This is a genomic window from Saccharothrix sp. CCNWYY140 (assembly GCF_037401995.1).
In the GTDB taxonomy this organism is placed as follows: domain Bacteria; phylum Actinomycetota; class Actinomycetes; order Mycobacteriales; family Pseudonocardiaceae; genus Actinosynnema.
The window spans coordinates 1-11,965 of the sequence record NZ_JBBEGC010000178.1; the positions used below are offsets into that span (position 1 = coordinate 1).

At 67.7% G+C, this 11,965-nt stretch carries 18 protein-coding genes; 3 read left to right on the plus strand and 15 right to left on the minus strand.

What is annotated here, in order from left to right; all coding sequences use genetic code 11:
• Nucleotides 1-103 precede the first annotated feature (103 nt).
• The 14 genes from WBN91_RS36870 to WBN91_RS36935 all read right to left on the minus strand — a co-directional run bounded on the left by WBN91_RS36870 (nucleotide 104) and on the right by WBN91_RS36935 (nucleotide 8,290).
• The gene (locus WBN91_RS36870) at nucleotides 104-1,258 is read right to left on the minus strand and encodes a site-specific integrase (RefSeq protein ID WP_337724815.1); all 1,155 of its coding nucleotides are present in this window, start codon (nucleotides 1,256-1,258) and stop codon (nucleotides 104-106) included.
• Nucleotides 1,258-1,437 carry a helix-turn-helix transcriptional regulator gene (locus WBN91_RS36875; RefSeq protein ID WP_337724814.1) on the minus strand — a complete coding sequence of 60 codons (180 nt, stop codon included), beginning with the start codon at nucleotides 1,435-1,437 and terminating at the stop codon, nucleotides 1,258-1,260. Before WBN91_RS36875 ends, WBN91_RS36870 begins: the two co-directional genes overlap by 1 nt.
• Entirely contained in the window at nucleotides 1,434-2,777 is a 1,344-nt protein-coding gene (locus WBN91_RS36880; RefSeq protein ID WP_337724813.1) for a replication initiator, read from the minus strand. Before WBN91_RS36880 ends, WBN91_RS36875 begins: the two co-directional genes overlap by 4 nt.
• Nucleotides 2,778-2,883: 106 nt before the next feature.
• A complete protein-coding gene (locus WBN91_RS36885; protein WP_337724812.1) occupies nucleotides 2,884-3,705 on the minus strand; it encodes a hypothetical protein in 822 nt (273 codons plus the stop codon).
• A gap of 65 nt (nucleotides 3,706-3,770) precedes the next feature.
• On the minus strand, nucleotides 3,771-4,127 hold the full coding sequence (locus WBN91_RS36890; RefSeq protein ID WP_337724811.1) for a hypothetical protein: 357 nt from the start codon (nucleotides 4,125-4,127) through the stop codon (nucleotides 3,771-3,773).
• Nucleotides 4,128-4,141: 14 nt separating this feature from the next.
• Nucleotides 4,142-4,483: a hypothetical protein gene (locus WBN91_RS36895; RefSeq protein ID WP_337724810.1), complete on the minus strand. Its 342-nt coding sequence runs from the start codon at nucleotides 4,481-4,483 to the stop codon at nucleotides 4,142-4,144.
• A complete protein-coding gene (locus WBN91_RS36900) occupies nucleotides 4,480-4,770 on the minus strand; it encodes a hypothetical protein (protein ID WP_337724808.1) in 291 nt (96 codons plus the stop codon). Before WBN91_RS36900 ends, WBN91_RS36895 begins: the two co-directional genes overlap by 4 nt.
• Nucleotides 4,767-5,162 (minus strand): hypothetical protein, encoded by a 396-nt coding sequence (locus tag WBN91_RS36905; RefSeq protein WP_337724807.1) that lies wholly within the window; start codon nucleotides 5,160-5,162, stop codon nucleotides 4,767-4,769. The genes WBN91_RS36900 and WBN91_RS36905 overlap by 4 nt, the downstream gene beginning before the upstream one ends.
• Nucleotides 5,162-5,491 (minus strand): hypothetical protein, encoded by a 330-nt coding sequence (locus WBN91_RS36910; RefSeq protein ID WP_337724806.1) that lies wholly within the window; start codon nucleotides 5,489-5,491, stop codon nucleotides 5,162-5,164. The genes WBN91_RS36905 and WBN91_RS36910 overlap by 1 nt, the downstream gene beginning before the upstream one ends.
• Nucleotides 5,488-5,703, minus strand: a complete 216-nt coding sequence (locus WBN91_RS36915; RefSeq protein ID WP_337724805.1) for a hypothetical protein — start codon at nucleotides 5,701-5,703, stop codon at nucleotides 5,488-5,490. The genes WBN91_RS36910 and WBN91_RS36915 overlap by 4 nt, the downstream gene beginning before the upstream one ends.
• Before the next feature lie 76 nt (nucleotides 5,704-5,779).
• A complete protein-coding gene (locus WBN91_RS36920) occupies nucleotides 5,780-7,144 on the minus strand; it encodes a cell division protein FtsK (protein ID WP_337724804.1) in 1,365 nt (454 codons plus the stop codon).
• 100 nt (nucleotides 7,145-7,244) lie between these two features.
• Nucleotides 7,245-7,436, minus strand: coding sequence for a hypothetical protein (locus tag WBN91_RS36925; protein WP_337724803.1), 192 nt, complete (start codon nucleotides 7,434-7,436; stop codon nucleotides 7,245-7,247).
• A 1-nt stretch (nucleotide 7,437) separates the two neighbouring features.
• Nucleotides 7,438-7,701: a hypothetical protein gene (locus WBN91_RS36930; RefSeq protein ID WP_337724802.1), complete on the minus strand. Its 264-nt coding sequence runs from the start codon at nucleotides 7,699-7,701 to the stop codon at nucleotides 7,438-7,440.
• A gap of 256 nt (nucleotides 7,702-7,957) precedes the next feature.
• Nucleotides 7,958-8,290, minus strand: a complete 333-nt coding sequence (locus WBN91_RS36935) for a hypothetical protein (protein ID WP_337724801.1) — start codon at nucleotides 8,288-8,290, stop codon at nucleotides 7,958-7,960.
• 111 nt (nucleotides 8,291-8,401) lie between these two features.
• Here WBN91_RS36935 and WBN91_RS36940 point away from each other — a divergent pair, with 111 nt between their 5' ends.
• The 3 genes from WBN91_RS36940 to WBN91_RS36950 all read left to right on the plus strand — a co-directional run bounded on the left by WBN91_RS36940 (nucleotide 8,402) and on the right by WBN91_RS36950 (nucleotide 10,667).
• Nucleotides 8,402-8,752: a GntR family transcriptional regulator gene (locus WBN91_RS36940; protein WP_337724800.1), complete on the plus strand. Its 351-nt coding sequence runs from the start codon at nucleotides 8,402-8,404 to the stop codon at nucleotides 8,750-8,752.
• 205 nt (nucleotides 8,753-8,957) lie between these two features.
• On the plus strand, nucleotides 8,958-10,175 hold the full coding sequence (locus WBN91_RS36945) for a helix-turn-helix domain-containing protein (protein WP_337724799.1): 1,218 nt from the start codon (nucleotides 8,958-8,960) through the stop codon (nucleotides 10,173-10,175).
• Nucleotides 10,176-10,193: 18 nt separating this feature from the next.
• Nucleotides 10,194-10,667: an NUDIX hydrolase gene (locus WBN91_RS36950; RefSeq protein WP_337724798.1), complete on the plus strand. Its 474-nt coding sequence runs from the start codon at nucleotides 10,194-10,196 to the stop codon at nucleotides 10,665-10,667.
• Nucleotides 10,668-10,864: 197 nt separating this feature from the next.
• Here WBN91_RS36950 and WBN91_RS36955 read toward each other — a convergent pair whose 3' ends face one another.
• Nucleotides 10,865-11,509, minus strand: coding sequence for a DUF4145 domain-containing protein (locus tag WBN91_RS36955; protein WP_337724797.1), 645 nt, complete (start codon nucleotides 11,507-11,509; stop codon nucleotides 10,865-10,867).
• Between the last annotated feature and the right edge of the window lie 456 nt (nucleotides 11,510-11,965).

Genomic DNA, 11,965 nt, shown 5'->3' on the forward strand with positions numbered 1-11,965 from the left:
TCCCGAGGTCGCAGGTTCGAATCCTGCCGGGGGCGCTCTGGTGCTGGTCACGCCGGTGGTGGCCGATCTGGTTCAAGATCGGCCCACCCAAAACCCATGCCGATCAGCGTTCGGGCTCCAGCCGTTCCAGCGCTTTAGCGGCCGTCTCACCGACCGTACCGCGATCCATGTACACGTCCTGGGTCATGCTCACTTGGGCGTGACCGAGGTAGTCGGCGATCTCCCGAGCCGTCAGGTTCGCCTTGTCCAGCACGGTCGCCACCAAGTGCCGGTAGGCGTGCGGGTGCAGCCCCTCCCACTCGGTGCCAGCGAGCACCTTCCGCAGGTTCTTCCGCGTGTTGTCCGGATCGCGCAGCGTGCCCTTCGAGGAGGGGAAGACCCACTCGGACGTGGCATCGGCGTGACGTTTCCGCAGCACGTCCATCGCCCATTTCGGGATCTTCAGCCGCCGCATTCCGGCCTGTGACTTCGTGTGCGGCTGGACGAACAACCCGATGCCCGTCACCCGGACCACGGTGCCTTCCAGCGCCACCGTCGAGGCGTCGAAGTCGACCCGTGACCAGTCCAGCGCCAACAGCTCGCCGATACGCGGCCCGACCGCCGCGAACAGGTCCACCAGGTCGACCAGGTCGAAACGCACCGCCGCCTCCGTCGACCGGAGATGGGCGAGGAACTTCTGATGCCCCTTCCAGGTCATCTTGGTCAGCCGCTTGACCTCGCGCTTCGGCTTTGCGCTGGCACCCAACGGGCCGACTTCGCGGAGCGGGTTCGTGGACAGCGCGCCGTACCGCACGGCCATTCCCATGATCCCCGTGAACACGACCTTGGCGTGCTTGGCGCTGCCCAGGCCAGCTTCGTCGCGGATCGTCCGCAGTACGCGCTCTGCCAAGGCCACCGTCACCTCTGACACCTGAAGGTCGATCACCGCGTCGCGGAGATCCCGCTCCCAGGTCTCCCGGTAGGTGCGCTTGGTGCGAGGAGCCTTCTTCGACTCGTCCAGTTCGCGCAGCCACCGTTCCGCGACGACCGTGACCTTGGCCTTGTCGGTGACTTCCTCCCCCACCACCGCCCGCGCCCGATCCCGGAGCGCCTTCTTGAGGTTGTTCTTGGCGTTCGGCTCGCTGACCCCGACCCGCTCGACCTGGCGCACAACGCCGTCGTAGTCACGGTAGTTGGTGACCGCCCGGACCTTCCCGCTCGACACCGGGTAGCACCGGATCTCGCCGTAGGTGCCGAGCGGCAACCGTGGCCGAGCCATCAGGCAACCTCCGTTGACAGCGACGCCACCCACGCCCGCACCTCGTCCGGGACGTAGCGCACGTACTTGCCGACCCGCCGGCCCGGCGGACCGTAGTTGCGGGTGCGCCACTGGTACAGGGTGTTGACCGGCACCTGGAGGAAGTCGGCGACCTCCTTGATGCTCCAGAGCTTGCTCATGCTGCTACCTCCTGTTCGTACTTGCGTTGGCGTTGCTCACGGGTGCGTTCGGCGATGGCCAGGGCCAGTTCACGTTCCGCGTCGCTGTCGTAGCCCGAGCCGGTGTAGGTCCAGTCGTTGACCAGCAGCACCGAGTCCGAGTCGTGGCCGAGCTGGTCGAGCAGCTCGGCGGTGCGGAAGGCGCGGCGCTCCTCGCGGATGGCCTTGAAGGTGGTCGAGTAGCGCTGGGACTTGGACAGGAAGTGACCCCGGAAGCCGAGCATGTGCGCCCAGCGGCGCAGGTTCAGGTCCGCGTACTGGTCGAGGTCGCCGAGGTCCCACGCCGTTTGGATGATGCGGCGGTGGTGGTCGGTGACCTTGAGGTGGTCGATGTCGAGCTGGGACTTGATCCGGCGGTCCGCTGCTTCGCTCTTGCCGGTGCCCTTGGTGGCGTACTTGGCGACGTAGCCAGCCAGCCGGGCTTCGCTGATCTCGCCGTGGTCGTCCTCGACCTCGGTGGCGGTGGTCGGGCGAATGCGGCGGGAGTCGATCTGGGTGCCCCAGCGCAGCGTCAGCCCGGTCCCGTCCGGCCGGTGGGTCTCCAGTGCCACGAGGCGGGCGGCGGTGGTGATGGCGTGCTCCAGCAGCTCGACTGTGGCCCACGGCGGGGTGGGGTCCCCGGCGCCCTCCGGGCCGTCGAGGCGCATCACGGCGTGGAAGTGGACCAGGCCGCGTCGCTGGTACTCGGCGACCTTGGCGTAGGACAGCCGGGCGTGCTGCTTGAACTCACGCACCGGCAGCCCGACCGCCTTGAGCAGTTCGCGCTTGAGCGTGGTGACGAAGCGGTGCCACAGCTCGCCCGCGTTGGCTTGCCACAGCACCGAGCCGACGTAGTCGTAGGTGTCGGGGTCGAGCGGGGTGCCGATGGCAGGGTCGTCGGGGTGGTGCCAGGTCCCACACGCGCACGGCAGGGTCTTGCCGCGGCTTGTGGGGCGCCGGTTGTGCACGGGCCCGAACGACGGGGCGGTGAGGGTCGCGAACACCCGGGGCTTCTCGGCGACCGTAGTCGGGATGTTCTTCGAGCCGCCGGCCAGTCCGGCGTGCATGAGGTGGTAGGCGTCGGCGGCGTAGCGGTCCGAGCAGGACGGGCACACGCTGGCGCGGCGGTTGCCGCAGGGGATGAACACGTCCCCGCCGTGCCAGTCCAGCAGCGCCCCGGTGGCCTGGTCCTGGACTTGCCAGCCGCCGGTCATGCGGATGGGTTGGGCGCATCCGCCAGTGGCCTCTACCTTGTCCCGCCAGGTGCGGTAGTCGGCGCGGCGGACCCGGTCGGCGATGCGCGCTTCGAGCGTGAGGACCACGAGGTGTCACACCTCCTTTCGTCTGGGCAGCACGGGGAGCGGGGCGCGGCTTGAGGGGAGGTGCCGCGCCCCGCTCATGAGGGCAGGTAGGGGGTTCCTGCCGTGGTCAGGTGAAGCTGTGCCCGTTGCGGGCGTGGACTTCGGCGACGATGCGTTCGGCGAGATCGGCCGGAACGCGGGCGGCGGCGCGCACGTCCTCCACCGTCAGCGCGCGGCCTTCGGCGGCGGCCTGGTCGGCTTTGGCCTTGACCGCGTCCCGGATCGGCTCGGGCAGCCGCAGCCGGGTTTCGGTGGCCAACGCCGCCGGCGGCGCGGGGGCGACCGGGCGCGGCGCGGCCGGTGGCGCGGTGGTGGTGTTGGCGTTGCGGTAGGCGTTGGTGATCGCCTGATTCATACGCTGCTGGATCACCGGCATGACCTCGGCGACCATGAACACCACCAGCGGCACGATCAGGTGCACGGCGAAGTTGCCGAACTCGAACCGCTGCGCGGCCCACGGGGTGGTGGGCCACAGGTTCATGAACAGGGTCGAGCCGAGCAGGGTGCGCTTGAGGCGTTCCACCCAGCGGCTGTCGACCGGGATGCCCCGGTGCAGGATCTCCGACTCGAACACCAGCAGCATGATCAGGATTCCGGCCAGCATCGGTTCGGCCAGCCACGCCGCCCACCACAACGGGTCGCGGACGGTCAGGTGCCCGGCGAGGAAGTCCTGAACCCCGGCGGTGGTGAACCCGAGACCCAGAGCCAGGAAGAACCACATACCCCGGGTGATGGCGCGACGCTGCGCTTCGATGCGCACCGCGACCATGTCCGGGTCGTCCACCAGGCCGCGCAGTTGCGCCGATTCGGCCTTCTTGCGGCGCAGGCCCACGACCCGTTTCGTGACCCCGGCCGCCACGTCGATCTCGCTGGTTTCGTTGGCCTGCATGGATGTCACCTCTTCTCGTTGAACCCTCGCGCCCTCACGGGGCGGGTCGGTTACTCGGTGGCGGGTCAGTCGTCGTCGTGCAGCCGCGCGATCAACATTTCGTAGCCTTCGCGGCCGTTGTCGGTCAGCGAGACCGCGTCGACCTCCATCGGCTCGTTGTCCTCGTCCAACCGCACGTGGTCGTGTTCCAGGTAGACCAGGCCGTTGGACTCCAGCCACTCCACGGCGGCGGCGTGCTGGTGGCCGAGCCGGTAGGGCGGCTCGTAGGGCCAGCAACACCACACCGTGGAACCGAGACCGGCGGCGGGGACGAACAGCGCCTCACCGCGCGCCAGGTCCATCACTTCCACCATCAGCACCACCAGGTCGCGGGGCATCTCGCCCACGACGTCGTTGTACGGCTTGCTTCCGGTGACGGTCACCGGCGACCTCCTTCCTAGTTGCTGCCCCAGCGGGCCAGGTTGGCCAGCAGGTCACGACCGGCGTGGGTGGTCTGGACGAGGTCCCTGGAGACCGGTTCGCCGTCGTCGTCGAGGTGGGTGTACTGCTCGCCCAGGACAAGGGCGTGGCAGGTCAGCAGCGCCTGTACGGCGGCAACTTGGTCGTCGCTAAGCTGCAACGCGTCGGCCAGGCTGTCGTCGTCCGGGGAGTACCAGGCCGTTTCCCCGCGTGCGTCCGCGCCGAGGAACAGCGCGCACCTGTCCGCCATGTCCAGTACCAACGTGGCGTTGGCCACCGCGACCTGCGGCAGCCACACGGTGTCGTAGCGAGCGTTCATCGGATCCGCCTGCCTTCCCGATGTTCCAGAGACAGCCGGCGGTAGTGCTCGGACTCCTCGCCCAACAGCACGTGCAGCCGGTGGGCGATCTCGGCGGCCTCGACCGCGTACCGGTCGGGCAGCTCGCCGTGGTCGTCGGCGTGGCGGCGGACCAGGTCGTCGTACTCGACCGCCAACGCCACCGCCGTGTCCAACGACGAGGTCTCCGACCACACCAGACCTTCCGGTCCGCGCGGGGCGGGGACGGCGGGCTTGTGGTCCCAGGTGCGCCAGGCGGGGCCGCTCATCGGGCACCCCGCAGGTGGAACCAGCGGGTACGCACCCGGTGCCCGGCATTGGTGAGTTTCACGAGGTTGACGTTCTTGCGGATCACACCGTGCAGTTGCGTGGTGAACTCGCCCAACGCCGCGTACCGCTGGCCCAGCAACGACTCCACCACGGCGGACACGTCGTCGTCGGCGTGGCGGCAGTGGCCGTCGCCGTCCAGCCGCACGATGCGGTCGCTCCGGTCGATCTGGCCGAGGCGACCGTCGTGGATCTCGTCCAGCACCCACACCATCAGGTCCGGGGTGCCGCCGTACCCGGCCGGACGGCCGCGCTCGACCGGCGCGGCGCTCACCGGCTGGTTCTCCTGGTCGGCGAACAAGTCGATCTGGTCGGGGTTCGAGCGGCGCGCCATCACAACCCTCGCTCCGCCAGTGCCGTCCACAGCGGAACGCCAACGGCCGGTGTCGGCACCAGCACGGCCAGGGTGGTCACGCCGTCGAACTCGTCCGTGCGCACGTGAACCCTCTGGTCGGGCGCGACGACGTTCGCGTCCACCATCAGGCACAGGGCGTAGTTCTCCTCCAGGTCCACCCGGACCGCGAACCCGTGGGCCTCCAACCGGAACCCGATGCCCTTGGCCATCGACCACGCCACGGTGCCGGTCCGCACCTCACGCAGCAGCTCCACCACCTCCGCCGCGCTCACCTCGGCGAACAGGCGGGCGACGCGGTCGGCGATCACAGCCGCCCCCGGCGGTGGTCGATCTCGCGGCGGACGAAGTCGCGCAGCGCGTAGAACACGCCGACCACGCTCACCACGGCCAGCACCACCGTCCAGGCGAACACCCCGCCCCCGCCGTCGAACTGGTAGACCACGAACAGCACCGCGCCGACCAGCGCCAGGAACAGCGCGAACCGCCACGCCGCCCACAACCGGATGCCCAGGTTCCACATGACAAACCCCTCTCCACTATGGAATTGACTGAAGTGCTTGCACGGCAACGGATTCGCGCCGCGTGAAGACTTGCTGTCAGGCCACCGCGTGCAGGCGCGGGCGGTCGGCCGTGACGAAGGCGACCAGGTCCCGGATGTCCTGGTCGGTCTGGAACGAGGCGCGCACGCGCAACGGGTTGCGGGAGCCCTGCTCCACCACGAACCCGATACCGGCGTGCGCGGGGTCCAGCGGGATCTCGTCGGCCAGCGCACCGCGCAGCCGCATCCCGTCACCCAGGACCATGTCCACCTGGTTTTGCGAGGTCACCGATAGGCACACCCTCGCGGTGAACAACTCGCGGATCGGCACGGTGTCCTTGGTCGGCTCCTGCACGTAGCCGCACACACCGAAGCCCGCCGCCCGACCCTGGGTCATGATCTCCGCGAGCAGCTTGAGCACGCCCCGCACCTCCGAGGAGGGGCCGTACGCGGTCATCATGCCCAGCTCATCGATCATCAACAGCCGCAGCGGCGTCTCCGGCGACGGGGTGAACTTCCGCTTCTGCTGCTCCCGCAGCACCGCCTGACGGGCCTTCAGCTCGTCCCGGAACCCCTCCACGACCTCCACCGCGTCGTCCCAGGCGATCGCCCGGCGGTGGAACAACGCAGCACCGACCTCGGTCTCCATTCCCTCCTTGAGGTCGATCACGTCCGGCTGCACGATCCCCTCACGCAGCAGCGGGGCCATGCCGCGCAGCGGCGACCACAACAGCGAGCCCTTGCCCGAACCGGTCGCCCCCGCGACGAACACGTGCTGGCCGAGGAACGACTGCGTCCACGGCGTGCCGTACTCCGTGTCCCCCAGCTCGATCGCGGCCAGGTTCACCTCGTCCGGGTCGTGCGGCAGGTCGATCGCCGGAATCGGGTCAGCGTCGAACGGGTTGCACCGCTCCACCACCAGACCGATCACCTGCGGCTTGATCTTCACCACCGCGACCCGTTCGGCCAGCAGCGCGTGTGCCAGGGCGTCGGCCCGCTCCTCGAACATCGACGGGGTCTGGCCCCGGTTCAGGCGCACGTGCAGCGTGTCGATCGACGGAGACACCGCCCGGACCCGCAGGATGCGCGGCACCATCATCACGTCCGTGCGGCGGTTGATCGTGACCAGGTCGCAGTCCAGCAGGATGTCCGACCAGCGCCGGCCCACGTAGGTCAACCAGCGGCGGCGGAAGGCCCGCAGGCGGGGCAGCACCAGGTGGTCGAACGACGCCGGGTGACCCCGGTACCAGCCCGCCAGCCCCAACGCCGCGCCGCCCACGATCCCGCCCGTGGTCGGCAGACCCAGCTCCGCCACGCCCTTCGCCACGGCCGCCGCCGCACCGGCCGGCACCGTCACCATGCCGGGGTGCCGGACACCCCACTTCAGCGCACGAAACTCGACCGCCTGACGACGAGTCGGCATCGGCATCACAACCACCCCGCTTTTCCTCTGACTTGGAAACCGAAGGCCCGACCAGCCGCATTCGGCGTGATCGGGCCTTCGGCAGAATCGAAACAGACTTCTAGTCCTCGGACAGGTACGGCTTCACGTCCTGCATCGCGACCGACAGGTTCGCCACCGCCCGCGTCACCGACTTGTGCCGGCCGCCGAAACGGAACCGCGCGAACGGCATCCCTTCCAGCGCTTCCTTCACCTGGTTCATCGCCTGGTCCAACGCGTCGACCGCCTGGTCCGCGCCGTAACGAGCCGCCACCTCACACCCTCCAGTTCCGCGCGATCAGGTCCGCCTCGTACTTCTTGGCGTCCTTCGTGAACTCCTCGATCTCCCGGACCGCCCTGTCACACAACGACTTCAGCTCGTCCGGCGACGGCACCGCCCACGCTTCCGACGGGATCACCGCGTCCTCCGCCTTCGCGATGAAGCCGCGCACCTGCTCGTCCACCGTCTCCTGCAACAGCACGATCGCGGCACGGAACGACGCGTAGTTCTCCTGCGCCGCCTTGTTCACCACGTCCACAACACCACCTCAATTCCGATCGGAACGGGAGACACGAAACCCCCGGACAAAGAGTCCGAGGGCAACGAATCCCCCGGCACCCGTCTCAGGTGCCGGAAAAAGGGCATGGATCGGCCCACTGTGGAATTCTCAAAGAACAAACGGACACCCCTGCTACCCGGCAACACGGCCTACCCCGACCCAGCGGAGCGGTTCACGCGGCCACAGGAGCCCGATTCTCGAAAACGGACAACGAACCAGGCCGGACGGCCCGGGATCAGCCGATCGGCTTCAACCCGACCGCGCGCCACGCCAAGCCGGACACCGTCTCACCCTTGGCGTTCTTGAAGCTGTACGGCGACACCGTCGCACCCACCAACTCCACCAGCGAGCCCTCCTCGAACCCCGGACCGGGGTCCGTCGTGAGGGTCACCCGGATCTCCTCCCCCTTCTCACCCTTCGTCTTGGCGAACACCGACACCACGAACAGCGACGCGCCGTCCCGGTCGGTCAACACCTCCGCCGTTCCGTCCACCTCACGCGTCTTCAACGCGGGCTCCTCGGTGACCATCAACCGCCAACCGGTGAGCAGGACCGGGATGTTCCGCATGGCAACCTCCAACGTCGTTGACTCACTCTAATATAGCTCAGTATGTGTCATCACCTGGTGCTCCGATCGGGTGATCTATGTCAGAGTGGTCCAGGCTCCTAGACTCAGAGGATGAGCGAGACGGTGGGCTTGGCCGCGTACGAACGAGTGGTCGAAGAGATCAAGGCGGAGATCAGGGCTGACAAGCTCAAGATCAACGAGCGCCTGCCCGGCAACCGGGCTCTGGCCGACAAGCACGGCGTCGCACTCGGCACCCTCCAGAAAGCCCTGAAGGTCCTACAAGACGAAGGCGTATTGGTGTCCCGGCCCACGGTCGGCGTCTTCGTCAAGTCGGTCCCGAGCGAGGAGGAGCCGCCCGCAGACATGGCCGCGATCATGCGCCAGCTCGACCAGCTCCAGGCGAAGGTTGACGACGTGTCTGACCGCCTCCGCCGCCTGGAGGAAGCATCGGAGCGTTCGTGACGGCCGCGCCGCGCTCCACCATCGAGAGCCTGCGGTCGAGGTTGTCGACCTCCTCCTCCAAGCGCTTGAGCCGCACGAGGATCGCAGCCAGTTCGTTCGGTGTGGCGTTCATGCCATCAACTGTCATCCTGTCGAGCAGGACCAACCCGGAAAAACTCTCCGGGGTCGCCGCAGGAGGGTCCGGGAGGCTTGCCCCATGCGAGGCATGACGGAGTCCCTGACCATTGGTGAGCGCGTGGCGTGGTACCGCCGCCGGCGCGGCATGTCACAGGAGGTACTGGCTGGCCTAGTCGGCCGCACCGCCGACTGGTTGCAGAAGGCGGAGAACAACCGCCTCGAACTCGACCGCCTGTCCGTCATCAAGGCCCTTGCCGGCGCCTTGGACGTCCCGCTCAGCGACCTCTTGGGCGAGCCGACGCTCCTCGACTGGAACAGCGAGTCGGGCACTCAGACCGTGCCAGCGCTCCGAGCCGCGTTGATGGACTACAGCCAGCTTTCGCCGCTGCTCTCCACGCGACAGCCTGACGGAGACGTCCTGAGCGCGGACGATCTCCAGCGGCAAGTCGCCGACATCTTCACTGCGTATCAAGCGTCCCGGTTCGGGTACGTCACGGCCCGCCTGCCGCAACTACTGCGGAACGCCATCGCAGCGAGCCGCACCCACGACGGCCCTGAACTTCAGCGAGTGCGCGGACAGCTCGCCCTCTGCTACCAGGCCGCAGCGTCGGTGCTCACCAAACTCGGCGAGGCGGATCTGGCGTGGGTAGCCGCGGAACGAGGGCTCCGCGAAGCCGAGGCGGTGGGCGATCTGCTCGTCCTCGGATCACTGCTCCGGTCCGTCACACATGGCTTGCTCGCGACCGGCCAGTTCGCACCAGCCGTGAGTCTGGTCGAGCGCGCATCCGACGTGCTTCGGCCGGAGCTCCGATCTGCCGGCGGCCCGCTCCTTTCGGTTTACGGCTCGCTGTTCCTAGCTGGGTCAATGGCGGCGTCCCGCAACGGGGACCGCGCAACAACGCGCACCTTCCTTGACGAGGCTCAGCGCGCCGCCGACCGCCAGGGTGCCGACGCGAACCACCTCTGGACCGCGTTCGGTCCGACGAACGTGGCCATCCACCGCGTCAACACCGCGATGGAGCTGGGTGATGTCCAGGTCGCCCTTGATCTGGGACCAACGCTCGACACGTCTGGGCTCCCAGCGGAACGCCAGGTTCGCCACGCGCTTGATCTCGCACGTGCGTACAACCAGCGGAACCGGGTGGACGACGCCCTTGCCGTGGTGCTGAACGCCGAGCAGATCGCGCCCGAGCAGGTACGCCACCACTTCCTCAGTCGGCAGCTCGTCCTCACGTGGATGCGAACTCAGCGCACCGCGCCGAACTCGTTGCTCACGGGACTCGTCGACCGGATGAAGCTGGGTTGATCGCGTAGGGTCTTGGGCGTGGGCAACCCAGCAGACAAGTTCGCCACACCGCGCATGGCCGCTGGCGCTCTGTTTGTCGACGGCGACCGTGTCTTGATGGTCCGTAAGACCTACGGCGAGCAATGGGATCTTCCTGGAGGCTACGTCGATATCGGCGAGTCCCCAGCCGCAGCGTGCAGGCGTGAGATCACCGAGGAACTTGGTCTCGACCGCCAGGTCGTCAAGCCGTTGGTGATCGACTGGGCACCACGCGACTCCGAGGGCGACAAGGTCCTCTGGATCTTCGATTGCGGCCCACTGGGCGAGGACGCCCAACACATCCGCCTCGAACCGACCGAGCTTGACCACTGGGCTTGGGTGCCGATCGACGCCGTTGCGGACCACGCGATCCCCCGGCTTGCCCGACGCATCCGGCACGCCTACGACGCCTACAGGTCCGGACAGACCACCTACCTCGAACACGGCGAGCCACTAGCCTCCGCCACCGCTTAGCCGATCGCTCAACCCGTCCGCGAGCTGTCGCGGCATGCGTGTTCAGAGTTTCTTTACTTCATCAAGGCGGCCCCTGCCGGGGCCGCACGCGCCGCTGTGCTCAGGCCGCTCGGCAAGGGCGCGGGGCCCGCCTCCGGCACCCACGCCCGCCGGCGGCCGGAGGCACGCGCGGCCCCGGCAGCCGCCGCAGCGAATGCTTAGTCGCTTGCTGGAGGCAACGGAGGCGCTTCACGCTTGGCCCTAACCGCCTCTGGCAATCGCTCCCACAACGCACGCGTTTTCCTTGGTCGCGAGATCAGCTCCTCGACCAAATTATTCGCTGCATCCAGAAGAAGTTCGAGCAGTGCAGGGCCTTCGTCATCACCGAGCGCGAGGACCACGATTTCATCCGGATCATCGTCTACGTGAACCGCGCCATTACCCGCGACGCGAACGATGTCAAGCAACTCGCGAAGCGGCGTGCTTACCCGGGATTCGATGCGCTGGATTCGCTTTTCGAGCGTAGCCCTCTTGGGGGCGCCATCATCTACGACCTTGATCAGCCTTTCAACCGTTGCACGCGCGAGCGCCGCCCCGGCCCTACGTGAGACAGGTGCTACCGCTGCGGCTTCTTCGTACAGCTCGCGAACCGACGCGGGCATGTCAGGATGGGCAGGCCCACCGGCACGCGGACCAGGAAAGACCATCTTCCCTTGGTACCACATCGAAGCTAGCGAGCAATGTTCACAAACCGACACCCGCCATTTAGAAGAAAAGAACTCCTGCGAAGAAGCATCTTCTTTCGGTTCAACGACCCCGATTCCGACAACACCGATAGGAGCCCACCGCTGTCGAGAGAACACGGAGCAACGAGGACAATCGAAGGACGTAGCGCCGATGGTCGGCACCCGGGAGTCTGACGGCGGCGTCATAGGCGTGGATAGTAGCGGCGTAATACCAGTAATGCACCATCTGGCCGCTCCGGGGACGACAGGGGCGCGCAGTGTGTCCGGTCGCCCCTCCAACCTCAAGGGTGCTTCGCATCGCTGCGCGACGGCCTTCGGCCGCCCTTGACCTTGGAGCCTCTGCGACCTGAGTGGCAGGAGAGGGGCAGGCGGGGCCTGCCACGGGTTCGCGCGCCCCTGTCGTCCCCTCCCAGCGTGGTCAAGATCAAAACCATGACTTACCCAGCTCAAACGATGGCGAACGACCGTGAAAGGCCGTCCATGATGGTGGTTCGAGGTCCGCGAAGCGCCTGGTCATGAGGGGTGTTGGCGGGTGCCGGCAGGTGACGGGAGAAGTGGATCTCTAATCCCGAG

Excerpts from the sequence above, each read along its gene's own strand:
- WBN91_RS36870 (WP_337724815.1), bottom strand. The coding sequence starts at position 1,258 with ATGGCTCGGCCACGGTTGCCGCTCGGCACCTACGGCGAGATCCGGTGC.
- WBN91_RS36875 (WP_337724814.1), bottom strand. The coding sequence starts at position 1,437 with ATGAGCAAGCTCTGGAGCATCAAGGAGGTCGCCGACTTCCTCCAGGTG.
- WBN91_RS36885 (WP_337724812.1), bottom strand. The coding sequence starts at position 3,705 with ATGCAGGCCAACGAAACCAGCGAGATCGACGTGGCGGCCGGGGTCACG.
- WBN91_RS36895 (WP_337724810.1), bottom strand. The coding sequence starts at position 4,483 with ATGAACGCTCGCTACGACACCGTGTGGCTGCCGCAGGTCGCGGTGGCC.
- WBN91_RS36900 (WP_337724808.1), bottom strand. The coding sequence starts at position 4,770 with ATGAGCGGCCCCGCCTGGCGCACCTGGGACCACAAGCCCGCCGTCCCC.
- WBN91_RS36905 (WP_337724807.1), bottom strand. The coding sequence starts at position 5,162 with ATGGCGCGCCGCTCGAACCCCGACCAGATCGACTTGTTCGCCGACCAG.
- WBN91_RS36915 (WP_337724805.1), bottom strand. The coding sequence starts at position 5,703 with ATGTGGAACCTGGGCATCCGGTTGTGGGCGGCGTGGCGGTTCGCGCTG.
- WBN91_RS36920 (WP_337724804.1), bottom strand. The coding sequence starts at position 7,144 with ATGCCGACTCGTCGTCAGGCGGTCGAGTTTCGTGCGCTGAAGTGGGGT.
- WBN91_RS36935 (WP_337724801.1), bottom strand. The coding sequence starts at position 8,290 with ATGCGGAACATCCCGGTCCTGCTCACCGGTTGGCGGTTGATGGTCACC.
- WBN91_RS36940 (WP_337724800.1), top strand. The coding sequence starts at position 8,402 with ATGAGCGAGACGGTGGGCTTGGCCGCGTACGAACGAGTGGTCGAAGAG.
- WBN91_RS36945 (WP_337724799.1), top strand. The coding sequence starts at position 8,958 with ATGACGGAGTCCCTGACCATTGGTGAGCGCGTGGCGTGGTACCGCCGC.